A 22,462-nucleotide genomic window follows, 5' to 3' on the forward strand; every position below is an offset into this window, starting at 1 on the left:
GGAGAAAGGAAGTATTGATGTCGAAAAATCAAGGTGTTGGTTCTGAAGTTGGTCTGCGTGCGCAATCGGAGTCGCTCGGCAGAAAATTGCCGCGTGGTGCCGGGGAGCTTGAAGCGGAGATCCTCGAACTGGGGACCGAGGAGGGGCTTGGCAAGTTCGTGATCCAGTCGCGGGCCATGCGCGACCTCTATCGTCTGGCCATGCAGGTGGCCGGTTCCGACGCCACCATCCTGGTCTACGGCGAGTCCGGCACGGGCAAGGAACTCTTCGCCCGCCTCGTGCATCAGCTCTCGGGGCGCCGGGCCAAGCCGTTCATTCCCGTCAACTGCGGCGTGCTCAAGGGGGAGCTGTTCGCCGACAAGTTCTTCGGCCACGAGGCCGGGGCCTTCACCGGCGCCCAGCGGCAGCGCAAGGGCAGCTTCGAGATGGCCGCCGACGGGACGCTGTTCCTGGACGAGGTGGGCGAGATTCCTCCCACCAACCAGGTCGACTTTCTGCGCGTGCTGGAAGAGAAGACCTTCCGCCGCCTGGGCGGAGAGAGGACGCTGCCCTTCGACGCGCGCATCGTGGCCGCCACCAACCGCCTGCTGCACAAGATGGTCGCGGTCGGCGAGTTCCGGGCCGACCTTTACTACCGCCTGAACGTCATCCCCGTGACCCTGCCTCCCCTGCGCGAACGGGCCGACGACATCCCGCCCCTGGCCGAGTACTTCCTGGCCATGTACCGCCACCGCTACCACAAGCCCGACGTCCGCCTCGCCCCCGCCACCCTGGCGACCCTGTGCAAGTATTCCTGGCCCGGCAACGTCCGCGAGCTCAGGAACCTCATGGAGCGCCTGGTGCTCCTGACGGCCGAAAACGTCATCGAGCCGGGCCACCTGCCCCTGGAGATGCGCATCGCGACGGGCCTGCCCGCCGTCGAGTGCGGCCAGGGCGTCATGACCCTGGAGGCGGCCGTGCGCCAGGCCGAGGTCTCCGCCATCGTCCGCGCCTGGTCCGAGGCCGGCGGCAGCAAGGCGCGATTGGCCGAAATCCTGGCCGTCAGCCCGCGCACCCTGCGCTACAAGCTGGCCGAATACGAACTGAAGCTGGCCTGACAGGCGCGGCGTTTTTCGTTTTTCCCCGCATTCGGCATCACTGTGCACCCGTGACCGCGAAACGAGGTGCGGCAATTTTTTGCCGCACCTCGTTTCGCAGTTCCTGCCGCAGTCCCATCCTATTTCCCGAAAAGAAGACTGAATTAATATGAATATCAAAATAGTAACTTAAAAATAGCATGATTTTTATATTGATCACACGATTGCTTTGGGATATTTCGAACCTGCCAGAAAACATGACTTTCTTCAGCCGCGAGCATGAGCACCATTATCGATACGACCGATCCCTGCTGTCTCGACCTGTCTCTCCCACTGACGGGGACGCAGGGTTCCGGCCCTATCCGGGTCGAGGAGGCAGTCCGGGCGTCGGCGAGGTTGGGGTCCGTGCTGTCGTAACCCTCGCCTCTTCCCACGCGCAGGCCGCCGAGACGGTGCAGCCTTCGCTGAGTGCGGCCGAACCGGGCCCTCACCAGGGAGCTGCCCTGAATTCCACGGTCCTGGCGACCGCGGGCGGACTGGGACAGGATTTCGGCGGGGGCGCATCAGAGCCGGGCCATTCCACGATCGGTGGGGGATCGGCACGGCTCTGGTCAATGCCGCCTTCGGCGACTCCGACGGTCCCCGCTTCGTGCGTCGGGTCCTGCCGCAGTACCCCGAGGCCGCCAGACGTAAGGGGCGGGAAGGGCGGGTCGTCCTGCGCCTGGTCATCGGCGCCTGCGGGGAGCTCAAGGACGCGGCGGTGGTCGAGGGCGGTGGGCACGGCTTCGAGGAGGCGGCCCTGGAGGCGGCCAGGGCTTCCGCGTACGCCCCGGCCGTGCGCGGCGGGCGAGCCGTGGAGTGCGCGGCCATGCTGCCCATTCGCTTCTCCCTCAAGGGGGGCTGAAGTACGCGCATCAGTCTCATGCCGCCCTGGCGGGCGGTCCGGATTTACATCTCAACCTTTGCGAGCGGACCATGCCGAGAATCGCGTTCTTCCTTGCTCTTTTCCTCCTGATCACCGGACCGGCCGGGGCCCGGACCGTGACCGACGCCACGGGGCGCGTCCAGACCATCCCCGACAGCGTCGAGCGCGTGATCTGCTCGGGTTCGGGCTGTCTGCGCCTGCTGACCTATCTTCAAGCCCAGGGGCTGGCCGTGGCCGTGGACGACATCGAGGCCAAGGCCAACCGCTTCGACGCAAGGCCCTACGCCCTGGCCAACCCGCAGTTCAAGACCATGCCCATTTTCGGACAGTTCCGCGGCCAGGACAACCCCGAGCTTATCCTGACCCTGGAGCCGCAGCCGCAGGTCATCTTCAAGACCTTTGCCACCATGGGCCACGACCCGGTGGAGTTGCAGGCCAAGACCGGACTGCCCGTAATCGTCCTCGACGCCGGCGACCTCGGCGCCGCGCGGGAAAGCTTCTACGCCTCCCTGCGCCTCATGGGCGTGGTTGTCGGGAGACACGAACGGGCGGAACAGCTCATCGCCTATTTCGACGCGCTCATCGCCGACCTGGCGGCCCGCACCGCCGGCATCCAGGACAGGCCCTCGGCCTACCTGGGCGGGGTGGCCTACAAGGGCCCCCACGGCTTCCAGTCCACGGAACCGGGCTACCCGCCCTTCGCCTTTGTCGGCGCCCGCAATCTGGCCCACGAGCAGGGCGGCGCGGCCCGTGACGTCAGCACCACGAGCGTGGCCAAGGAGCAGATCGTGGCCTGGGACCCGGACTACCTCTTCCTGGACCTTTCGACCCTGCAGATAGGCGAGGAGGCGGGCGGCCTGCACGAGCTGCGCACCGACCCGGCCTATGCGACCCTGACGGCCGTGCGCGAGGGGCGGGTCTTCGGCGTGCTGCCGTATAACTGGTACGCCCAGAACTACGAGTCCATCCTGGCCAACGCCTATTTCGTCGGCAAGACCCTGTACCCCGACCGATTCGCGGACATCGACCCTGCGGCCAAGGCCGACGAGATCTACGCCTTCATCGTCGGCAGGCCCGTGTTCGGGGCCATGAACGAGGCCTTCGGGAACATGGCCTACACGCGGATTCCGGTGCGCTGATGCACGCCGATCACGGCCGCGTTCCCGAGGAGTACCGGCGCTACCTGGCCTGGAAGACGGGGGTGGTACTCCTGGCCGCCCTGGCCCTGGCCGGGTGCCTGGTTCTGTCCCTGGGTGTCGGGCCGGCCGGGCTGTCCGTGGGCGACGTCCTGTCGAGCCTGGCCGGGGTTTCGGACAACCCGCGGGTTGACGCCATCGTGCGCGGCATCCGCCTGCCCCAGGCTCTGGCGGCCATGGTCGCCGGCGGCGGCCTGGCCGTGGCCGGGGCGGTCATGCAGGCCATCCTGCGCAACCCCCTGGGCTCGCCCTTCACCCTGGGCATCTCCCACGCCGCCGCTTTCGGCGCGGCGTTCGCCGTCATGGTTCTGGATTCGGGCCTGACGACCTCGGGGCGAGTCGCCGCGACCATCACCGACCCGTATCTGACGACGATTGCCGCCTTCGTCGCCAGCCTTGCCGCATCGGGGATCATCGTGGCCATCTCGCGGCTGCGCGGGGCGCGTCCCGAGACCATGGTCCTGACGGGCGTGGCCCTGGGCGCCCTGTTCACGGCCGCGACCATGTTCCTGCAGTACTTCGCCACGGACGTGCAGCTGGCGGCCATGGTCTTCTGGACATTCGGGGACACGTCCCGGGCCACCTGGGGCGAACTGGGGCTCATGGCCGCGGTCGTGGCCCCATGCTTCCTCTATTTCTGGGCGGGAAGCTGGAGCTACAACGCCATGGACGCCGGGGACGAGACGGCCAGGGGGCTGGGCGTGCGCGTGGAGCGGGTGCGCATGGCCGGCATGTTCCTGTCCAGCCTGGTCACGGCCGTGCTCATCGCCTTTCTGGGCATCATCGGCTTTGTCGGCCTGGTGGTGCCGCACATGTTCCGTCGGCTCATCGGCGCGGACCACCGCTTTCTCCTGCCCGCCTCCCTGGTCGGCGGTGCCCTGCTTCTGCTGGCCTCGGACACCGCGGCCCGCCTGGTCCTGGCTCCGCATCTCCTGCCCGTGTCCGTGCTGACGGCCTTTCTCGGGGCGCCGACCTTCCTCTGGCTCATCATCCGAGGAGGCAGGTCATGATGCTCTCGGTCTGCGACCTCCATTTCTCCTACAACGGCCGATCCGTGCTGGGAGACATCGATTTCCGGCTGGAGCGGGGCGAACTGCTGGCCATCCTCGGCCCCAACGGGGTGGGCAAGACCACGTTGCTCAAGTGCATGAACGCCATCCTGCGCCCCAAGGGCGGCGCCGTGCTCGTGGAGGACCGGGACGTCCTGACCATGTCCCCGTCCGAGATCGCCCGGGACGTGGCCTACGTCTCCCAGAAGAGCGAGACTTCGCGCCTGACGGTCTTCGATGCCGTGCTCATGGGCCGCGCCCCGCATATCCGCTGGCGCACCGGACCCGACGACCTGCGCAGGACCGAGGCCGTCATCCATACCCTGGGCCTTTCGTCCATGACCATGCGGCACATCGACACCCTGAGCGGCGGCGAGCTGCAGAAGGTCTGCATCGCCCGGGCCCTGGTTCAGGAGCCGTCCCTTCTGCTCCTGGACGAGCCGACCAGCGCCCTGGACCTCAAGAACCAAGTAGAGATCATGTCCCTCGTGCGCCGCGTTGTGGACGAGCACCGCATCGCCGCGGTCATGAGCATGCACGACCTGAACATGGCCCTGCGCCATGCCGACAAGGCCATTTTTCTGAAAGGCGGAACCATCCACGCCATGACCCATGTCGCCGGCGTGACCGCCGACATCATCAGCGACGTCTATGGGCTGCCGGTCGCCATCCACCATCTCGACGGCCAACCCGTCATCATTCCAACAACCTAAGGAGAGAAGTCATGTCCTGTCAGTTTCCCCAGGAACGCATCGACGCAACCATCGCCTTTCACGGGCACAGCTGCCCCGGTCTGGCCATCGGCATCCGTGCCGCCGAGCTGGCCTTGCGCGAATTGGACAACCCCAGGGATTCCGAGATCGTGGCCGTGGTCGAGACCGATATGTGCGGCGTGGACGCCATCCAGTTCCTGACGGGAGCGACCATGGGCAAGGGCAACCTCATCCACCGCGACCACGGCAAGATGGCTTTCTCCTTCTTCCGACGCGAGAGCGGTCAGGGCTTCCGGGCGCTGCTCAACCCGGCGGCCCGCGGCGGCATGGACGACGAACTGGCCGAACTGATGCGCAAGAGCGGCGACGGCTCGGCCACGGAGGAGGATCGTCGGCGCATGGCCGACCTGCGTTCCGGCCTGCAGCGGCGGTTCATGGAACTGCCCTTGGACGAGATGTTCCTCATAACGCCCATGGAAAAGGGCGCCCCCCGCCCACCGAAGATCCTGCAGAGCCTGGTCTGCGACCACTGCGGCGAGAAGACCATGGAGTCGCGCACGCGGCGCTTCGCCGGGGCCACGCTGTGCATCCCGTGCTTCCGGATGGTCGAGCAGAAGATCTGATCCGCGGCACCGCCGCCCACTCGTCGATTTGTGTCCCTGCACCGCGGCGCGCCATACGGCCCGCCGTTCGGGCGACGCGTGGGCCGGTGCGCTCAATAGTGTTACGAATATTAAAAAAGTATTTATTAAATAATAAATACCATAAATAAATATACTGAGGAGGGTGTCATGGGTGTCCGGGGATTCGCGGCGGCGCTGTGCGTCGGCGGCGCTGGCAGGCGCCGCCTGGGCCGGGGAAGGGGACGTCGTCTTGGAAGAAATGAAGGTGGTGGAGGAGAGGCTGGTCACGCCGACGCGTCAGGCCAACGAGCAGGTCTACACGGGCACGGAGATCACCCGCAGCGGCCTGGAGTTGTCCGGGACCAGGGCCGAGACCAGCGTGTACGAGGCCATGGGCACCCTGCCGGGCGTGCAGGTGGAGAGCGTCGACCCCTACGGCCTGACGGCCGAGCAGAAGAACACGCGCGTGCGCGGCGTACGCGGGTTCCTGGGGTCCATGACGCTGGAGGGCGTGCCGAACTGGGGCGGCAACCCCATGGGTCCGCGCGAGTACATCTACGACATGGAGAATTTCGAAAGCCTTGCCATCTACAAGGGTGCCATCCCGGCCGGGCTGGGCACGGGTGTGGGCGCACGCTGCGGCGCAGTGGAACTGCGGCCGCGCTGGCCCGATGAGGATCCGGGCCTGGACCTGAATCTCTCCGTGGGCGGCAACACCTACAGCCGAGCCTACTCGCGGGTGGACAGCGGGCGGCTGTGGGCCTCGGACACGGCCTTCAGCACCAGGGAAGGCGGGGCTGGCTACTATGTCGGGGCGCCCTTCACGGCTGTCTTCAGCGTGGGGGTCGAGTTCTGAGGCCGGGAGGACGACAGCCATCCGGGCCCCGCTTTTCCGCAAGGGATCGCGGGGCCCTGTCTTGTCAGCCGTTCCAGGTCTCCCGGTGTACGAGTTCCGGCCGGAAGCGGTCCAGGGCTTCGAAGGGCGTGGCGGGCCAGCCTATGGGGACGAGGGAGAAGGGGAGGATGTGGTCGGGGAGGCCGAAGAGCCTGCGAAAGCCGTCCATGCGGTCCTGTTCCGGGTAGATGCCGACCCAGACGCTTCCAAGCCCCAGGCCGCGGGCAGCCAGGAGCATGTTCTGGGTGGCGGCGCTCAGGTCCTGGACCCAGAAGGTCGGCCATTTTTTGCCGTCGGGGTCGCCGCAGACGAGGACGGCCAGCGGCGCCTGGGCGACCATCTTGGCGTAGGGGTGGAACGCGGGAATCGCTTCGAGCCGGGCCTTGCCCGTGACGACGACGAAGTGCCAGGGCTGCTGGTTGCCGGCCGAGGGCGCGGCCATTCCGGCCCGCAGGATGGTTTCGATCATCGTCTCGTCCACGGGCGTGTCGGTGTATTTGCGGATGCTGCGTCGGGTGTGGATGGCGTCGAGGAGTTCCATGATTTTTCTCCGTGTTGCTCGTTGCGTTGCGTGCCTGTTATTTCATAGGGGGAATCCATGAACCGCGCAATCGTTCCCTGCCCGCCGCGGCATCGCACCGACCCTGCCTCTCGCGACGGGATGCGAAGGCCATGACGACCGCATGTCTGATTTACGAGGATGGGCGGCATTTCGAGTTGCCTGCGTCCATGAGATCGTTTTTTAAGAACTGCTCCGGGCACGGCAGGGCGGATTTCTTTCTCGACGCGTGGCACGCATCCACCGGCGATGGCCTGGTGCGCGTCGACGACCCGCGGCGGGCCGACTTCATCCTCTTTCCCTACGACATAGGCTGGCTTGTCGACGCCCTCGGAGTCGGGGAATCTCTGGCTTTCCTGCACCGGTTGCCGCACTTCAGCCGCTTCGAGTCGCGGCATGTGCTGGTCGACCATGGAGACAGCCAGAGCGTCGTTGGAACGGAGGCGCTGCTTTTCAAGGTCAGCCTGCCCTGCGGGTTTGAACGGCCCGGCGTGACGCAGATATGGTACAGACTGCCCGAACACGTGGCCGCGAGCGGCTATGCCTTTTCGCTGGAGAAAACCCGCTACGACATTTCGTTCGTCGGGACGAACACCAACAGGCTGCGCAGGCTGGTCCTGTCCATGCTGGAACGGGACAGGCGCTTGCGCACGTGTTTCGACCTCGTTGAAGGGGAGGTGAGGGACGGGAGTTTTCTGGCCTCGGCCCCGGCCGGCGGGGCCGACAGGCAGGCTCTCTTCAGGCGGGTGACGCGGGATTCCTTGGCTGTTCTCTGCCTGCCGGGCATTGGCCCCCTGTCCGTGCGCTTCTTCGAGACCCTGTTCTTCGGCCGTATACCCGTGGTGCTGCAGGGTTTCGGGCGATTGCCCTTTCAGGACACGATAGACTACGACCGGTTCTGCATCTTCATTCCGCGGCACGAACTGGGGGACGTCGGTCAGGCGCTGTGGAGCAGGCTGCAGGCCAGGCGCTCCGACTTCGGGCGGATGTGCCGGGAGGCGTGCGCGACATGGCATCGCCATTTTTCCGAGGAGGCTCTGCACAGGCACATGTGCAGAGCCATCATCACTTTCCTGAGCCGGCCGGCACGGACGACTGCCGTGCGGGAGGACGCATGACGACCCCGACCCATCCCGCGTGTCCGCCTGCGCCGTCGTCATGGGTGCGGGGCGCGGCGGTCCTGAACGGCTTCCTTACGGCTTCAATTCCTGCATGGCCTTGACCAGCGGCCCCAGGTCGGGCCTGGAGTTGATGTCGTGCACGTCAATGTAGCGGATAACGCCCTGCTTATCGATCAGAAACAACGACCGTTCGGCCTCGCCCGTCGAGCGCAGGATGCCCAGGGCGTCGGCCAGCCTGCCGTGGGGGAAGAAGTCCGAGGCCACCGGGAACCACACGCCGCCCATTTCCTGCACCCAGGCGTGCAGCGTGGGCACGTTATCCACGCTCACGCCGATGAGCTGCGTGTCCGTCTGGTCGAACAGGTCCTGCACGATGTTGTAGCCGGGCCACTGTCCCGAGCAGACCGGGGTCCAGGCTGCGGGCACGAAGGACAGGACCACGTTCTTTTTCCCGCGGAACTGGGCAAGGCTGACCGTGCCCCCGTCTATGGTCGGCAGGCTGAAGTCCGGGGCCGGGTCCCCGATCTTGACTTTCAGGGTGCTGTCCACGGGCTTGAGTTCACCCACCTGGAAGAGGTGGTTCTGTGGGATGCCCGAGTTCTGGGCCATGGCGTACAGCGGCGCGATGCACACGAGAGCCGCGGCCAGGACGAAGGGGATCAGATGTCGTGACATGTGGCTACCTCGCGGCTTTGCTTGCTTTCAGGGCATCGTCCAGAAATGTGGCGGCGGAGTCCAGGCGGCCGAGTTGGGTGTCGGCCACGATGATTTTCTTCTGCTGCGCGTCGAGGTCGAGGACATAGAAGAAGGGGGTGCCGACTTCGCCGATCTCCTTGTTGACCTTGAAATCGGGGTCCGAAAACAGGGGGAAGGTCACGGCGTACTTGTCCCGGAAAACCTGCACCTCGAAATCCGAATTGCCGATGCCTACGCCGATGAGCTTCACGTCGTCGGCCAGCCCGCGGCTTTTGATCAGGGCGTTCAGCTCGTTGAGGACCGGCGCCTCGCGCTGGCAGTGGGGGCAGTACATGCTGAAAGCCACGAGAATGACGGTCTTGGCCTGGATATTGGACAGGCTGTGAGGCTCCGCGCCGGTCAATCCCAGGTGCTTGAGGTGTTCGGGGGCCAGTTCGCCCCGCAGTTGCAGGTCTGGCATGGCGCTGCCCGCAGGCAGGGGGTGTGAAGCGGGGCTTTCCGACGCTTCCATGGCCAGCGCGCTTCCCGCCTGGAGGGACAGGAGCAGGCCGAGCAGGATGATGACGAGGCGCATGGTGGACTCCGTGAAGGGTACGGACCCAGGGAGGGCCGCACGCAGATGTTGTGCGCGTGCCGCTGCGGCACGTAAGCAGAGAATGGGACGCCTCTATGTAACAGGCCGGCATACGGCCCGCAACCGGTGTCCTAATACTCACGTTCTGACACAGGAAAAGAAGCGCAAAACGCCCCGCAGGCAGGATCCTGCGGGGCGTTTTCGGTCATGCGGTGCACTCGTCCACGAGATAGAGGATGGAGCGGTACGGGATCTTGCCGTGCAGGGCCAGGCCGACCTCGCAGGTCCGGCTGGTGGAATAGCCTTCGTTGCAGTCCTGGACCTTGTCGGCCAGGGTCTTCAGGGCCGAGGAGTTGAGTTCCGGCACGGAAAAGCCCTTGTCCCCGGCGAAGCCGCAGCAGAAGACGTCCTCCGGCACGACAACCTTGGCGGCGCATTTTCCGGCCAGTTCCAGGAGCCTCCCTTCGAGTCCCATCTTGCGGGACGTGCAGGTCACGTGCAGGGCCACGCGCTTGTCCTTGCGCACGAAGGTGAGCTTGTCCTGCAGGAATTCGAGCACGAACACGGCCGGGTCGTAGAGCTTGAGGCGCGGGTCCAGGACTTCCTGCATGCGCTTCAGGCACGGGCTCGTGTCGCACAGCACCGGCAGCTCGCCGCCGCGGGTGGCCTCCAGCAGGGCCTCCTCCAGATGGGCGCTCTTGGCGTCAGCCTGGGCCACGAAACCCTTGCTCTCGAAGGCCTGACCGCAACACAGCCCGCCCATGCCCTTGGGGAAGACGACCTCGTACCCGGCCTTGCGCAGCAGCCGCACCGTGACCTCGGGCAGGGACGCGATCTTCTCGCCCCGTGCCGGTCCCATGTTGCGGGCGATGCAGCTCGGGAAGTAGACCACCTTCAAGGGGTTGGCCTCGTCGATGGGCTGGGTCTTGATCCGTCCCAGGCCTCTGGGCATCTGCTCGTTCCAGCGCGGGATGCGCCTCAGCGAGGCGCGGTGCAGGGCCTCGGACGAGGCGTCCATGAAGCGCGTCCCGGCCACGGCGTGGACGCCGTCCACGGTGCTCAGCACGCCCGAGACCGTCCGGGCCACGCCCTCGAAGTGCCCGCCCACCCAGTCGGCGGCCTTCTTCTGGCCGTCCGTGGCGTGCTCGGCCCGCAGGGCCTTGGTCATCTTGCCCGTGTCGATGCCTACGGGGCAGCGCGTGCCGCACAGCCCGTCCGTGGCGCAGGTGCCGTCGCCCTGGTAGCCGTAGGCCTTGAGCAGCTTGGCGAGCTCCGCGCTTTTTTCGGGAATGTTTCGCAGTCGCTGGATCTCGCGCCAGCTCGTGATGCGCTGCCGCGGCGTGAGGGTGATGTGTTTGGACGGGCAGATGGGCTCGCAGAACCCGCACTCGATGCACTTGTCCACCAGTTCGTGGGCCGCGGGCAGGGGTTTCAGATCCTTGAGATGCGCCTTGGGGTCGGGGTTCAGGATGACGCCGGGATTGAGGAGTCCCTTGGGGTCGAAGATGCGCTTGATGTCCTGCATGAGGCGGTAGGCATCCTTGCCCCACTCCATCTCCACGAAGGGCGCCATGTTGCGGCCCGTGCCGTGCTCGGCTTTGAGGGACCCGTCGTAGCGGTCCACGACCATGGCCGTCACGTCGTCCATGAGGTTGCTGTAGCGCTCGACCTCCTTGGGGTCGCCGAAGTCCTGGGTGAAGACGAAGTGCAGGTTCCCCTCCAGGGCGTGGCCGAAGATGATGGCCTCGGAGTACCCGTATTTCTCCAGCAGGCCCTGCAGCTCCAGGGTCGCGTCGGCCAGGCGTTCGATGGGGAAGGCCACGTCCTCGATGATGACCGTGGTGCCCGTGGCGCGCACGGAGCCCACGGCCGGGAAAAGGCCCTTGCGGATGTTCCACAGCTTGGCGAACTCTTGGGGCACGGGCGTGAACTCAATGTCCCGGACCATGGCCACTCCGGCCAGGGCGGCTCTGATGGTCGCGATCTGGGCGTCGAGGGTCGCCTTGTCCTCGGCCCGCGTCTCGACCAGCAGAGCGGCGGCCGTTTCGCTCAGTTCCTTCAGGTAGGGCGGCATGCCGTCCTTGTCCTGGACCGAGCGCAGGGCCGGACGGTCCATGAGTTCCACGGCGGCCACGGGCTGTTTCTTGAGGATGATGGTCGCTTCGCAGGCCGTGCGGATGTCGGGGAAGATCATCAGGGCCGAGGCTTTGTGGGCGTGCTCGACGACGGTTCGGTAGGTAACCTTGGAGACGAAGGCCAGGGTCCCTTCGGAGCCGACGATGAGGTGCTTGAGGATGTCGAAGGGGTCCTCGAAGTCCACCAGGGCGTTCAGGCTGTAGCCCGTGGTGTTCTTGATCTTGAACTTGTGCCGGATGCGCGCTTCAAGTTCAGGCGCGGCCGTGACCTGGCGGCGCAGGTCCTCAAGCCCCCCGATGATCTCGGGATGCTTGTCCCGGAAGGCGCGCCTCGATGCGTCGTCGCCAGTGTCCAGAATGGTCCCGTCGGCGAAGACCAGGCGCAGCTCCTCCAGGGTCTTGTAGCTGTTCTCGGCCACGCCGCAGCACATGCCGCTGGCGTTGTTGGCCAGGATGCCGCCGATTTTGCAGGTGTCGATGGAGGCCGGGTCCGGCCCGATCTTCTTGCCGAAGGGCAGCAGGGCGCGGTTGGCGTGGCTGCCGATGATGCCCGGCTCCAGGTCGATGCGGCGGGCGTTGTCGTAGATGCGGCAACCCAGCCACCCTTCGCCCAGGCGCAACAGCACCGAATCCGTGACCGCCTGGCCCGAAAGGCTGGTGCCGGCCGCGCGGAAGGTCACCTCGATGCCATCCCGGTGGGCCAGCCGCAGGATGCGGGCCACTTCGCCTTCGGACTCCACGTTGATGACGATCTTGGGGATGAGCCGGTAGAAGCTCGCGTCCGTGCCGTAGGCAAGCAGACGCAAAGGGTCGGTGATGATACGCCCGGCCGGCACGAAAGCGGCCACTGCGTCCCGGAATTTCCGGTACTTGGAATCGAGCATGGGACCTCCGTATTATAAGAACAATTCTTATTAAATATATCCGATTTTATGGCTGTCCACAAGCCGAAAACATGTTTTGTGATGAAGATAACCGGACACCGGACGAAATCGTCGGGATTCGACGTGGCTGCAGGGGAGAGACGTGCGGCCGTGGTGGGGACGGTCGCGTCCGTCGCAGGGGAAGGGAAGTATTGCGGAATCAACTGTCCCGGCGTCTGCGACCCAGAACGAGCCCTGCGACGAGACAGACCGCGCCGCACAGGCCCAGGGTGGGGCCGACGCCGATGAACTCGGCCGTCAGACCCGCCCCGAGGGAGCCGAAGGGCGACATGCCCATGAACATCATGGCGAAAAGGGCCATGACCCGGCCGCGCATCTCGTCGGGGGTGAGGGTCTGGACCAGCGTGTTGGACGTGGCCATGAGCAGGATCATGAACAGCCCGCAGGGCACGGCCAGCAGGGCCGAGAGCCAGAAGGTCCGGGACAGCGAGAAGAGGATCAGCGTCAGGCCGAAGGCCAGGGACGCCACGGAGCGCAGGACCCACAGACCCGTGTTTTTGCGCAGGGTCAGGATGAGGGCGCCCATGAGGCTGCCCACTCCGGCGGCCGTCATGAGCAGACTGTAGCCGTCGGCCCCGCGTCCCAGAACTTCCCTGGCCACCACGGGCATGAGCACCAGGAAGGAGGAGCCGAAGAGGCTGGTCACGGCCACCAGGGCCAGGAGGCTGCGGATGGCAGGGTTCGTCCAGGCGAAGGCGACGCCGGCCTTGATGCGGGACAGGAATTGTCCCTGGGTTGCGGGTCTGGGCGTGTCGGGCAGGCGCATGAGGGCCAGGCAGGCGATGACGGCCAGAAAGGACAACCCGTTCAGGGTAAAGCACCAGGCCTCCCCGACGGTGGCCAGCAGCGCCCCGGCCACGCCGGGCCCGATGATGCGGGCCGCATGGAACATGGAGGAGTTGAAGCCGATGGCGCTGGGGAGATCTTCCTTGCCGACCATCTCGACGACAAAGGACTGCCGGGTGGGGTTGTCGATGGCGTTGACCACGCCGAGCATGGCCGCCAGCAGGACGATGATCCAGACCCGGGCCTGCTCCGTGAAGCACAGCGCGGCCAGGATGAAGGCCAGGACCATGGCCGCGGTCTGGGTCCCGATGAGGATAGCGCGGCGGTTGGCGCGGTCGGCCCAGTCCCCGCCCACCAGGGCCAGGACGAAGACGGGCGCCAGCCCCGCGAAACGCACCAGGCCCAGGGCGGCGCTCGATCCCGTCAGGCGGTACACGAGCCAGGCCTCGGACACGTTCTGGACCCAGGTGCCGACGAGGGAGATGATCTGCCCCGAGGCGAAGAGGCGGAAGTTGCGGTGCCGCAGGGGGCGGGTCAGCGTGGTCCAGGCTGAAGAGGACATGGTGGTTCCGGGGTTTGCGGTGCGGTTCGACGCAGGAGAGAAAAGGCGCGATCCAGGTAAAAGTCAACCGGCAGACTTGTACCGGTCCGCCGGTAGGGGATGTGGAGAATGGATCTCGCGCGTTGCCCGACCAGGCCGCGCTGCGCTCGCGATGACGTTTGGGTGAGTCGCTCTTTTTTCTTGATCAAGCCGCCTCCGTCCCGGTAGCCATGATCCCGGCCGCTGACGGGCCGATCATACCCTATCCGAGGAGCCGACGCATGAACCTTTCCTGCTTCAAAGCCTACGACATCCGCGGCCGCGTGCCCGACGAACTCGACGAGAACCTGGCCTGGCGCATCGGCCGGGCCTACGCCGCCTGGCTCAAGCCGTCCCGCGTGGTGGTCGGCCACGACATCCGCCTGTCCAGCCCGGCCATGGCCGCGGCCCTGACCCGCGGGCTCGTCGAATCCGGCGTGGACGTCTACGCCCTGGGCGAGTGCGGCACCGAGGAAGTCTATTTTGCCGTCTTCGATCAGCGCATGGACGGCGGCATCATGGTCACGGCCAGCCACAACCCCAAGGACTACAACGGCATGAAGTTCGTGCGCGAGGAGTCGAAGCCCATAAGCGGCGACACGGGCCTCTTCGCCATCCGCGATCTGGCGGCGACCGGCGAGTTCCCGGCGGCCGAGCGCATCGGCCGTGAACAGTCCCTGGATGTGCGGGAGCGCTACCGCGACCATCTGCTGTCCTACATCGACCGCTCGGCCCTGCGGCCCCTGTCCATCGTGGTCAATGCGGGCAACGGCGGGGCCGGGGCCGTCGTCGACCTGCTGGAGCCCAAGCTGCCATTCACCTTTAAAAAGATCCTGCACGAAGCTGACGGCAATTTTCCGAGCGGCGTGCCAAACCCGCTCCTGCCGGAATGCCGCGACATGACCGCCCGTGCCGTGGTCGAGACGGGCGCGGACTTGGGCCTGGCCTGGGACGGGGACTTCGACCGCTGCTTCTTCTTCGACGGAACCGGCCGCTTCATCGAGGGCTACTACCTCGTCGGCCTGCTGGGCGAGGCCTTCGCCCGCAAGCATCCGGGCGCCGGCATCATCCACGACCCGCGCCTGACCTGGAACACGATAGCCGCCGTCAGCGCGGCCGGGGGACGGCCCATCATGTCCAAGACCGGCCACGCCTTCATCAAGGAGCGCATGCGCCTGGAGGACGCGGTCTACGGCGGCGAGATGAGCGCTCATCACTATTTTCGCGATTTCGCCTACTGCGACTCGGGCATGATCCCTTGGCTGCTGGTGGCCGAACTGGTCTGCGTGACCGGCAAGTCCCTGGCCGAACTGGTCGACGACGCCATGCGCGCCTTCCCGGCCAGCGGAGAGATCAACCGCAGGGTCAAGGACGCCAAGGCCGCCATCGCCGCCGTGGAGGCGCGCTTCGGCGCGGAGGCCCTGGTCCGCGACACGACGGACGGTTTGAGCCTGGAGTATGCCGACTGGCGCTTCAACCTCCGCTCCTCCAACACCGAGCCCGTGCTGCGCCTGAATGTGGAATCGCGCGGGGACAGGGCGCTCATGGAGGAGAAGACGAAGGAAATTCTGGGGGTTGTGGACGGGATGGACTGAGTGGACCGAGTGGGCGGGATGGACCTGGGGGTGCCCGGGGCGGGTGAGGGCGAGGCCGGGGGCTTCGCCCTCACGTTGTTTGGGCTATTTGCCGAAGACCTTTTTCAGCAGGTCCGTGGTTCTCGCGGCCGGGTTGGTGCGGATGGCGGCTTCCTCCTTGGCCACGTAGTGGAAGATGCCGTCCATGCCCTTCTCCACCACGTAGTCCGTCAGGTTGGCCTTGGCGTCGGGCATGAAGGGCAGGGCCTTGTACTGGCCCATCATGGCGTCGTAGGCTTGCACCGCCCCGGCCTCGGCCAGGGTGGCATCGACGATGGGTTTCATTTCGGTGCCCAGGCCAGGTCCCATGGACTTGCGGAAATACTGGGTGGCCGCGTCGTCGGGGCCGTTCAGGATCTTCTGGGCGTCCTGGATGGTCATGGCCGCGATGGCGTCCACGAAGAGGGCCTTGGCCTTGGGCGTGGCCTGTTCGGCGGCGCGGTTGAGCTTCAGTTCCAGGTCGTCCACCAGGTTCGAATAGCCGGCCGCCTTGAGGGCCTTCTGCACCGTGGCCAGCTGGCCCGGCAGCGGGATGTGGATGGCCTTGTCGCCGTTGAATCCGTCGGTCTTCCCGAGTTGCGACACAACGGCTTCTGTGCCGACGCGCAGGGCCTCCTTGAGGCCGTCGCCCATCTCGCCTTGGGTCAGGGACGAAGACCCGGAGCCGCCGGAGGACATCAGGCCGAGCCCCTGCTTGAGGAGATCGGACTGGCCCATGGCCGGTCCTGCTCCCGCCAGCAAGGCCATGGACAGGAGGATGGTCGCGAAAACAGATCTGGTCTTGGTCATGAGAACCTCCGGGGTGAATGGAACGGATGCGTCAGAGGATATGACCGATGAAAAGCCGTATCAAGGAAAAAGCGAAATGTTCCTGCATGGCCGCGCTGGGGTCTGACCGACCATGATCCGGGCGCCATGGGACCAATGGGCGTTCAGGTCAGTTCGTCCATGAGCGTCCCCGTGTCCCGTAGCAGCAGGCGCACCAGGATTTCCTCCAGGGACAGGGTCGGCGACTGGCGGCGGGCCTCCACGGCCTGATCGAGCAGATCGGCCTGGGATTCGAGGGCCGTGGCCTGGTAGGCGAGGCCGCTTTGGCGTTCCGCGTACAGCGACTCCTGGGTGGCCATGTCTCCGATGTAGCCGGACAGCCTGTCGAGCTGGGTCTGCAGGGTGGTCGCGTTGTTCAGGTCCGTGCCCGAAAGGTCGGTGGACCAGGGCACCGTGTCCAGGGCGCGGAAGGTCACGTCGAAGCCGCCGTACTGCGGGTTGCCGCTCAGGTTGGACTGGATGTGCACGTTGCCGGCCGCGTCGATCTGCTCCGTTCCCCAACGGCTGCCGTCGAGAAGGGCAATGCCGTTGTAGCCCGTGGACGCGACGATGCCGACGATCTTGTCGCGCAGGGCGTCGTATTCCGCGGCCACGGATGCGGAGTAGGCCAGGTCGCCGTCCTTGACCTGCTTGGCGATGCTCTCCATCTCCTGCAGGGTGCCCTTGATGGTGCCCACGGCCTCGGCCGCGATGCCGACCATGGATGCGGCCTCCGTCACGTTGCGCGCACCCTGCCGGATGGTGGCGCTGTCGGCGCGCAGGCGGCCGGTGATGGCCTGGTCGTAGGGGTTGGTCAGAGGCTTGACCGCCGGTCGTCCCAGGACCATCTCGCGCAGGTTGGCGCCTACGCTTGAGCCCTGGAAGTAGGCGTTCATGAGCAGGTCCTGCTGCCAGGTCTGGTTGGCGGTGGTGTAGACGAAAAGTTTTTCCAGGTCGGTCAGGGCCACGGCGTTCTCCCTCGGGCTGCAGACAGGGGCGTTTCGAATGTATTCGGCCGTTCCCGGCTTTTGTTTAGTAGATGACCTCTTCCAGGGTCAGCCCCTGCGGGGGAGCCGTGGCCGGGGCCAGGCGACGGTCGCGGCTTTCGAGGACGGCCCGGGCCTCGTCCGGGCTCATGCCGCCGCGGCCGACCTCGACCAGGAGGCCCATGAGGTTGCGGACCATCTGCTTCAGGAATCCGTCGGCCTGGAAGCGGAAGACCCATTCGCACGGGTGCTGGCCCGGTTCGCGGCGGATGGGCTCCAGGGTGCGCACCGTGCCCTTGACCTCGGTGCCCGCGTTCTGGAAGGCGGCGAAGTCGTGGGTTCCGGCCAGGAACGCCGCGGCCCGGTCCATGGACTCCAGGTCGAGGTTCCGCACGGGCCAGACGAAGGGCGCGCGCTGGGGCAGGGTGAAATCCGGTTCGGTCCACAGGGTGTAGGCGTAGCGCTTGGAGCGGACCGAGAAGCGGGCGTGGAAGCTGGGCTCGGCCTCGCGCGCGTCGAGGATGGCGATGTCGTCCGGGAGCATGGAGTTGAGCGCCTTTTGCCAGGGGATGCGGGCCTTGGAGTCGGGCGCGTCGAAGTGGGCCACCTGCCCCAGGGCGTGCACGCCCGAGTCCGTCCGGCCGGAGCCGTGTACCCGCACTGGCTCTTGGCAGATGCGCGCCAGCTTTTCCTCCAGGGTCCCCTGGACCGTCTGCCCCCGGCCCTGGATCTGCCAGCCCAGGTAGCGCGTGCCGACGTAGGCCACGGTCAGGCGGATGCGCGGCATGGTCAGTTGGTCCCGGTCTGCAGGCGGGTCAGGGCCTCGGACAGGAAGGCGGCCCGGTCCGGCCGCACCGAGGACAGGATTTCGCCGGCCTTGCGGCCGCTCATGCCCGCCAGGATTCTGACGGCGATGCCCTCCTCCAGGGTTTCGAGAACCTGCGCCGCCTGCTTGGGCTTCATGTTGGAGTAGACGTCGACCAGATGGGCCATCTTCTCGTCCTGGATGGTGCCGGCGGAATCGATGAGCTTCTGCATCCGGATTTCCAGGGCGCGCAGGTTCTCGAGTTTCCCGTCGAGTTCCGCCTCCAGGGCCTTCAGTTCGGCCTCCTTCCTGTCCAGAGCCTGTTCGCGGGTGTTCAGGGCCTGGGTCCGCTCCGCGTCGGTCGTCGGCGCGGCGGCGGTGGCGTTTTCCGCCTGACTGTCGCTGTTTGCCGGGCTCTCTGCCGCCGGTGCAGGCGCTTGGGCCGCGGCGGGCGGGGTCTGGGCCATGGCCGGACGGATGGCCACGGGCTGCAGCAGCAGGCTGTCCGGCTCGGATGCCGGCATCCACAGCATGCCGATGGCCGCCAGCTTGATCGCGGCCAGGACGGCCGTGGCCTGGACCAGCCTAATAAGGCGCGCGCCCGTAGCGGAGGGTGGCTGTTTCGTCGAAAGCGCTCTGTTCTTTTCGCTGTTCTTCCTGCCCATGTCTGACTGCCTGTTTGGCCCGGAGTTTCTCCAGGAGTTTACGGTCCTTGGCCTTGGCCACGAGATCGAGGCGGCGTTCCTCGACCAGCCGTTCAAGTCCGGCCAGTTTGGCCTGCGCCTGTTTTTTGTCAAGTTCCAGACGGTTGCGCCAGCCGGACCACAGCCACAGCTCGGGCTGCGTCATCTGTTTGATCCGGCTCATCTCATCCAGGCACGCCGCCAGGTCCCTTTCCAGCTTTTCGACGCGCGCGGCCTGCTCCTGCATGTCCTGCAGGGCCTTGCTCAGGGCCAGTTTCGCCTGGTCCTCCAACTGCGTCCGGTACTCCAGGACTTTTTCGAGCTTGAAAACGAAAGGGCGCGCCATGGCCCGAGCCAAGCAAGAAGCGTGCGCAAAAAAGAAAGCCCGGCGCGGGCCGGGCTTGTCATGGTCGGTCGTGGATGCGTTTACGCCGCGCCGGCCGCCGTGGCGGCTTCGATGTAGCCCTGGCGCAGGGACTCGATCAGCTCCTTCACGGAGACGATGGCGCTTACCCGGTAGGCGTTGGCTCCGGCAAAGGCAAAGCCGTGTTTCAGCAGGCCCTTCTTGGCGTTCACCAGGGCCAGGGCGATGCAGTACGGGCTCTTGGTGAAGTCGCAGGAGCTGATGCAGTGGAAGGGGCACTTGAAGGGCTTCTTGAGGCCCGCCTTCACGTCCTGCAGGAAAGGCCCGTCCACCGCACGGCCGGGCAGGCCCACGGGGCTCTTGATGATCTGGATGTCCTCTTCCTTGGCGCTGATGTAGGACTCTTTGAACTTGATGTCCGCGTCGCACTCGTGGGTGGCCACGAAGCGGGTGCCCATCTGCACGCCGGCGGCGCCGAGCTGCATGAACTTGTAGATGTCCGCGCCGTCCCAGACGCCGCCTGCGGCGATGACCGGAATGGGCCGTCCGGCCTTGCTTTCGAACTCCTTCACCGCCTCGACGACTTCGGGCACGGTCTTTTCGAGGGAGAACTCGGGGTCGTCGATCTGCTCGGGCTTGAAGCCCAGGTGTCCGCCGGCCTTGGGGCCTTCGACCACGAAGGCGTCGGGCAGGTAGTCGAATTTCGACAGCCACTTCTTGCAGATGATGGTCGCGGCGCGGGCCGAGGAGATGATGGGCACGAGCTTGGTCTTGGCGCCGTCCTTGAGGTAGGAGGGCAGGTCCAGGGGCAGGCCTGCTCCAGCGAAGATGATGTCCGCGCCTTCCTTGATGGACGTCTTGACCAGGTCGCTGAAGTTGGTCAGGGCGACCATGATGTTCACGCCCAGGATGCCGCTCGTCTTCTCGCGGGCCTTGCGCAGTTCGGTGGCCAGGGCGCGCATGTTGGCCTCGCGGTAGTTGGATCCGATGTCCGGCTCGCCCATGCCGATCATGGCGCCGGCGATGACGCCGATGCCCCCTTCCTTGGCCACGGCCGAGGCCAGCCCCGAAAGGGAGATGCCGACACCCATGCCGCCCTGGATGATGGGAATTTTTGCAACAAGATCGCCGATCTTGAGATGTGGAAAGTCCATGGTGATCTCCTGTATGATTTTCGCCGCGCGGCCCGGCAAACGGGAATGCCTTGAGCGGGCGCTTAATCGCGGCGTCCAAGGGCTGCTACGCGAAAAAAAATCAGGGGTCAATGAACCCGGCAATACATTGATATACGTAGCTATAATGGCTGAATTCTCCGTGAAATCACGGACCTTCGGCAGCGTTCAGAGCATATGTCCAGGCAGGCTTTTGGTCAGAAATGGAATGCGAGAGGCAGGATGGCGCAGATTTCCCCGGCGATGATCGCCGCGCCCAGGAAGTCTCCGTTCATGGCGCCCTCGCGGCGGGCCAGGGACAGCAGACCGGCCAGTGGCGCGATGGAGATGATCGCTGCGGGCAGGACGTGTCCTGCGGGCAGGGTCAGGGCCGCAGTCGCGGCGGTGAGGCCACCCACGGCCAGGGCCGTGGGCGTCGCCCCCAGCAGGGCGTTTTGTCCCAGACCCGGCCGCGCGAAGGTGCGCCCCGCTCGGGCCAGGACCAGGCAGCACAACCGGCCGAAGACTGGGGCGAAGAGCAGGGCGTTCCAGGCCCCGAGGGCGACGGCGCGCTCGAACAGCGCAGTCTGCGCCCCGAGGCCCAGCACGAGTCCCATGACCCCGAAGGCCCCGCTCCGGCTGTCCTTGACGATGGCCCAGAAGCGCTCCCCCGTGGCGCCGCTGCCCCAGCCGTCCCAGAGGTCGGCCCAGCCGTCCCAGTGCAGGCCGCGGGTGACCCAGATGTTCAGGCCCGTCAGGATCCAGGCCAGAACCCAGGGCGTCAGGGGCAGCAGGGAGGCCAGGGCGAGGACAAGGCCGATGAGCCCCCCGACCAGGGGATACATGCCCATGGAGCGGCTGATCTCTTCGTTGGAGGAGATGCGGGCCCGGCCCAGGCGGGTCAGGAAGGTCAGGGCGACGAGGAAGTCGTGCAGCGGGTTCATGGGCGTTGCTCCGTGCAGGTCAGGCGCAACGTCCGGCCCGGTGCGAGGCCGAGGAGGTCGGCGCAGGAACCGCCGTTCACGGCCAGCTCCATGACGCCCTGGCTGCCCGCCAGCAGCCCGACCTGGCCCGGCGCGAGGTCGGCGTAGGTCGGGACACGGGCGATACGGCGGCCGTCGTCCAGCATCCAGGCCCGGCCTCGGGCGGGCAGGGCCTCAATGCGCAGGTTGAGCAGACAGTTGCCGAAGCGGTCCACATGCAGCACGGCGCAGTCCAGGCATCCTTCGCCGGCCTCGGCCCAGGTCTGTTCAAGGCGCACGATTGACCCGGGGTCGACAGCCCGCCCCAGTGCGGACGGGTCGGCCCCCAGCGCCAGCCGTGCGGCCAGGGGGGCGAAGAGGTCCCGGCCGTGGAAGGTGCGGCTGGCAGTGGCCGTGTCCAGCTCCGCACGCCACCAGGATGCGCCCTGGCCATGCAGGAAGGACAACAGTCCGTTGTCCGGCGCCAGAAAGAGCTGCCCGCCCAGCCGTGCCATGAGGATGGACCGCTCCGACCCGACTCCGGGGTCGACCACGGCCAGAAAGATGCTGTCGTCAGGAAAGTGGGGCCGACTGGCCTCAAGGAGAAAGCCGGCCTGCAGGATGCAGTGCGGCCGGACTTCATGGCAGAGATCGACGACGGGAGCCGCAGGCGCCCGGCGCAGCAGCGCCCCTTTCATCTGTCCGACATAGGGGTCCGCAAGGCCGAAATCCGTCAGCACGACAATGGGGGGAATCATGCAGCAAGCTCATACGGCCAAGCCCCGACCCTGTCCAGCCAAGCCAGAAAGCTGTTGACAGTGCAAAGCGCGGCTGTGTAGAAACTGCGCTCTTCGGGGCGTAGCGCAGTTTGGTAGCGCATCGGTTTTGGGAACCGAGGGTCGCATGTTCGAATCATGTCGCCCCGACCAGAATGAAAACAAGGGCTTGGATGTAAAATCCAGGCCCTTTTTTCTTGCTGATTTTTGGTCTGCCCAACACTATGCCCAACAGGACGGTCAATATTTCTGTTATCTCTTGGGAAGCAAAGTAGTTGGGGCCGCCGGGAAATGATGTGATGAGTTCGGAATGGAGCGGTAGGTAATGCGCTCCGGATTAGACAGGTAGCTGTGGTGAATCCGCTTGAAGCTTGCTCCGCATCCGACAAGAGAGTGCATCTTGGGCCAGATGTCATCGTCGT

The 22,462-nt window shown here is 66.0% G+C and carries 22 protein-coding genes and 1 tRNA gene; 10 read left to right on the forward strand and 13 right to left on the reverse strand.

What is annotated here, in order from left to right; genetic code table 11:
* Window positions 1-86: 86 nt before the first annotated feature.
* The 7 genes from G394_RS0104805 to G394_RS0104835 all read left to right on the forward strand — a co-directional run bounded on the left by G394_RS0104805 (window position 87) and on the right by G394_RS0104835 (window position 6,438).
* Window positions 87-1,097: a sigma-54 interaction domain-containing protein gene (locus tag G394_RS0104805; protein WP_245578258.1), complete on the forward strand. Its 1,011-nt coding sequence runs from the start codon at window positions 87-89 to the stop codon at window positions 1,095-1,097.
* A 628-nt stretch (window positions 1,098-1,725) separates the two neighbouring features.
* Window positions 1,726-1,980 (forward strand): TonB family protein, encoded by a 255-nt coding sequence (locus tag G394_RS0104810; protein ID WP_028576689.1) that lies wholly within the window; start codon window positions 1,726-1,728, stop codon window positions 1,978-1,980.
* A gap of 71 nt (window positions 1,981-2,051) precedes the next feature.
* Complete coding sequence (locus tag G394_RS0104815; RefSeq protein ID WP_028576690.1) at window positions 2,052-3,140, forward strand: iron ABC transporter substrate-binding protein; 1,089 nt, start codon at window positions 2,052-2,054, stop codon at window positions 3,138-3,140.
* Window positions 3,140-4,207: a FecCD family ABC transporter permease gene (locus tag G394_RS0104820; protein ID WP_028576691.1), complete on the forward strand. Its 1,068-nt coding sequence runs from the start codon at window positions 3,140-3,142 to the stop codon at window positions 4,205-4,207. Before G394_RS0104815 ends, G394_RS0104820 begins: the two co-directional genes overlap by 1 nt.
* Window positions 4,204-4,959 carry an ABC transporter ATP-binding protein gene (locus G394_RS0104825; protein WP_028576692.1) on the forward strand — a complete coding sequence of 252 codons (756 nt, stop codon included), beginning with the start codon at window positions 4,204-4,206 and terminating at the stop codon, window positions 4,957-4,959. Before G394_RS0104820 ends, G394_RS0104825 begins: the two co-directional genes overlap by 4 nt.
* A gap of 11 nt (window positions 4,960-4,970) precedes the next feature.
* Entirely contained in the window at window positions 4,971-5,582 is a 612-nt protein-coding gene (locus tag G394_RS0104830; RefSeq protein WP_028576693.1) for an FmdE family protein, read from the forward strand.
* 259 nt (window positions 5,583-5,841) lie between these two features.
* Complete coding sequence (locus G394_RS0104835; protein WP_084435367.1) at window positions 5,842-6,438, forward strand: TonB-dependent receptor plug domain-containing protein; 597 nt, start codon at window positions 5,842-5,844, stop codon at window positions 6,436-6,438.
* Between the two features lie 64 nt (window positions 6,439-6,502).
* On the opposite strand, the gene G394_RS0104840 is transcribed toward G394_RS0104835, so the two are convergent.
* A complete protein-coding gene (locus G394_RS0104840) occupies window positions 6,503-7,018 on the reverse strand; it encodes a nitroreductase family protein (protein ID WP_028576695.1) in 516 nt (171 codons plus the stop codon).
* Between the two features lie 188 nt (window positions 7,019-7,206).
* Between G394_RS0104840 and G394_RS0104845 the strand changes: the two genes are divergently transcribed.
* Complete coding sequence (locus G394_RS0104845) at window positions 7,207-8,154, forward strand: exostosin domain-containing protein (protein WP_028576696.1); 948 nt, start codon at window positions 7,207-7,209, stop codon at window positions 8,152-8,154.
* 75 nt (window positions 8,155-8,229) lie between these two features.
* Here G394_RS0104845 and G394_RS0104850 read toward each other — a convergent pair whose 3' ends face one another.
* From G394_RS0104850 to G394_RS18000, 4 genes are all read right to left on the reverse strand, one after another.
* Window positions 8,230-8,832, reverse strand: a complete 603-nt coding sequence (locus G394_RS0104850) for a redoxin domain-containing protein (protein WP_028576697.1) — start codon at window positions 8,830-8,832, stop codon at window positions 8,230-8,232.
* Between the two features lie 4 nt (window positions 8,833-8,836).
* A complete protein-coding gene (locus G394_RS17995) occupies window positions 8,837-9,427 on the reverse strand; it encodes a peroxiredoxin family protein (RefSeq protein WP_043774773.1) in 591 nt (196 codons plus the stop codon).
* Window positions 9,428-9,632: 205 nt separating this feature from the next.
* Window positions 9,633-12,446: an FAD-binding and (Fe-S)-binding domain-containing protein gene (locus G394_RS0104860; protein ID WP_028576699.1), complete on the reverse strand. Its 2,814-nt coding sequence runs from the start codon at window positions 12,444-12,446 to the stop codon at window positions 9,633-9,635.
* Between the two features lie 199 nt (window positions 12,447-12,645).
* Window positions 12,646-13,854, reverse strand: coding sequence for an MFS transporter (locus tag G394_RS18000; RefSeq protein WP_051306952.1), 1,209 nt, complete (start codon window positions 13,852-13,854; stop codon window positions 12,646-12,648).
* Window positions 13,855-14,114: 260 nt separating this feature from the next.
* Between G394_RS18000 and G394_RS0104870 the strand changes: the two genes are divergently transcribed.
* Window positions 14,115-15,467, forward strand: coding sequence for a phosphohexomutase domain-containing protein (locus G394_RS0104870; protein WP_043774775.1), 1,353 nt, complete (start codon window positions 14,115-14,117; stop codon window positions 15,465-15,467).
* An 84-nt stretch (window positions 15,468-15,551) separates the two neighbouring features.
* On the opposite strand, the gene G394_RS0104875 is transcribed toward G394_RS0104870, so the two are convergent.
* The 8 genes from G394_RS0104875 to G394_RS0104910 form a co-directional block, all read right to left on the reverse strand.
* Complete coding sequence (locus tag G394_RS0104875; RefSeq protein WP_028576701.1) at window positions 15,552-16,295, reverse strand: DUF4197 domain-containing protein; 744 nt, start codon at window positions 16,293-16,295, stop codon at window positions 15,552-15,554.
* Between the two features lie 143 nt (window positions 16,296-16,438).
* A complete protein-coding gene (locus G394_RS0104880; protein ID WP_028576702.1) occupies window positions 16,439-17,281 on the reverse strand; it encodes a flagellin in 843 nt (280 codons plus the stop codon).
* 64 nt (window positions 17,282-17,345) lie between these two features.
* Complete coding sequence (gene truA / locus G394_RS0104885) at window positions 17,346-18,086, reverse strand: tRNA pseudouridine(38-40) synthase TruA (RefSeq protein ID WP_028576703.1); 741 nt, start codon at window positions 18,084-18,086, stop codon at window positions 17,346-17,348.
* A gap of 2 nt (window positions 18,087-18,088) precedes the next feature.
* Window positions 18,089-18,769 carry a MotE family protein gene (locus tag G394_RS21500; protein ID WP_156902442.1) on the reverse strand — a complete coding sequence of 227 codons (681 nt, stop codon included), beginning with the start codon at window positions 18,767-18,769 and terminating at the stop codon, window positions 18,089-18,091.
* The gene (fliJ, locus tag G394_RS0104895) at window positions 18,690-19,133 is read right to left on the reverse strand and encodes a flagellar export protein FliJ (RefSeq protein WP_028576704.1); all 444 of its coding nucleotides are present in this window, start codon (window positions 19,131-19,133) and stop codon (window positions 18,690-18,692) included. The genes G394_RS21500 and fliJ overlap by 80 nt, the downstream gene beginning before the upstream one ends.
* Before the next feature lie 80 nt (window positions 19,134-19,213).
* Complete coding sequence (locus G394_RS0104900; RefSeq protein ID WP_028576705.1) at window positions 19,214-20,305, reverse strand: NAD(P)H-dependent flavin oxidoreductase; 1,092 nt, start codon at window positions 20,303-20,305, stop codon at window positions 19,214-19,216.
* A 215-nt stretch (window positions 20,306-20,520) separates the two neighbouring features.
* Window positions 20,521-21,246: an adenosylcobinamide-GDP ribazoletransferase gene (locus G394_RS0104905; RefSeq protein ID WP_028576706.1), complete on the reverse strand. Its 726-nt coding sequence runs from the start codon at window positions 21,244-21,246 to the stop codon at window positions 20,521-20,523.
* Window positions 21,243-22,022 carry an SAM hydrolase/SAM-dependent halogenase family protein gene (locus G394_RS0104910; RefSeq protein WP_028576707.1) on the reverse strand — a complete coding sequence of 260 codons (780 nt, stop codon included), beginning with the start codon at window positions 22,020-22,022 and terminating at the stop codon, window positions 21,243-21,245. The genes G394_RS0104905 and G394_RS0104910 overlap by 4 nt, the downstream gene beginning before the upstream one ends.
* 94 nt (window positions 22,023-22,116) lie before the next feature.
* On the opposite strand from G394_RS0104910, the gene G394_RS0104915 reads away from it, so the two are divergent.
* Window positions 22,117-22,193 (forward strand) — tRNA-Pro (locus G394_RS0104915).
* Window positions 22,194-22,462 lie beyond the last annotated feature (269 nt).

Source organism: Desulfomicrobium escambiense DSM 10707, from assembly GCF_000428825.1.
Lineage (GTDB): Bacteria > Desulfobacterota > Desulfovibrionia > Desulfovibrionales > Desulfomicrobiaceae > Desulfomicrobium > Desulfomicrobium escambiense.

Bases quoted from the DNA above. Each gene is read 5' to 3' on its own strand.
- G394_RS0104815 (WP_028576690.1), top strand. From the start codon at position 2,052: ATGCCGAGAATCGCGTTCTTCCTTGCTCTTTTCCTCCTGATCACCGGA.
- G394_RS0104820 (WP_028576691.1), top strand. From the start codon at position 3,140: ATGCACGCCGATCACGGCCGCGTTCCCGAGGAGTACCGGCGCTACCTG.
- G394_RS0104825 (WP_028576692.1), top strand. From the start codon at position 4,204: ATGATGCTCTCGGTCTGCGACCTCCATTTCTCCTACAACGGCCGATCC.
- G394_RS0104830 (WP_028576693.1), top strand. From the start codon at position 4,971: ATGTCCTGTCAGTTTCCCCAGGAACGCATCGACGCAACCATCGCCTTT.
- G394_RS0104835 (WP_084435367.1), top strand. From the start codon at position 5,842: ATGAAGGTGGTGGAGGAGAGGCTGGTCACGCCGACGCGTCAGGCCAAC.
- G394_RS0104840 (WP_028576695.1), bottom strand. From the start codon at position 7,018: ATGGAACTCCTCGACGCCATCCACACCCGACGCAGCATCCGCAAATAC.
- G394_RS0104845 (WP_028576696.1), top strand. From the start codon at position 7,207: ATGAGATCGTTTTTTAAGAACTGCTCCGGGCACGGCAGGGCGGATTTC.
- G394_RS0104850 (WP_028576697.1), bottom strand. From the start codon at position 8,832: ATGTCACGACATCTGATCCCCTTCGTCCTGGCCGCGGCTCTCGTGTGC.
- G394_RS17995 (WP_043774773.1), bottom strand. From the start codon at position 9,427: ATGCGCCTCGTCATCATCCTGCTCGGCCTGCTCCTGTCCCTCCAGGCG.
- G394_RS0104860 (WP_028576699.1), bottom strand. From the start codon at position 12,446: ATGCTCGATTCCAAGTACCGGAAATTCCGGGACGCAGTGGCCGCTTTC.
- G394_RS18000 (WP_051306952.1), bottom strand. From the start codon at position 13,854: ATGTCCTCTTCAGCCTGGACCACGCTGACCCGCCCCCTGCGGCACCGC.
- G394_RS0104870 (WP_043774775.1), top strand. From the start codon at position 14,115: ATGAACCTTTCCTGCTTCAAAGCCTACGACATCCGCGGCCGCGTGCCC.
- G394_RS0104875 (WP_028576701.1), bottom strand. From the start codon at position 16,295: ATGACCAAGACCAGATCTGTTTTCGCGACCATCCTCCTGTCCATGGCC.
- truA (WP_028576703.1), bottom strand. From the start codon at position 18,086: ATGCCGCGCATCCGCCTGACCGTGGCCTACGTCGGCACGCGCTACCTG.
- G394_RS21500 (WP_156902442.1), bottom strand. From the start codon at position 18,769: ATGGGCAGGAAGAACAGCGAAAAGAACAGAGCGCTTTCGACGAAACAG.
- fliJ (WP_028576704.1), bottom strand. From the start codon at position 19,133: ATGGCGCGCCCTTTCGTTTTCAAGCTCGAAAAAGTCCTGGAGTACCGG.
- G394_RS0104900 (WP_028576705.1), bottom strand. From the start codon at position 20,305: ATGGACTTTCCACATCTCAAGATCGGCGATCTTGTTGCAAAAATTCCC.
- G394_RS0104905 (WP_028576706.1), bottom strand. From the start codon at position 21,246: ATGAACCCGCTGCACGACTTCCTCGTCGCCCTGACCTTCCTGACCCGC.
- G394_RS0104910 (WP_028576707.1), bottom strand. From the start codon at position 22,022: ATGATTCCCCCCATTGTCGTGCTGACGGATTTCGGCCTTGCGGACCCC.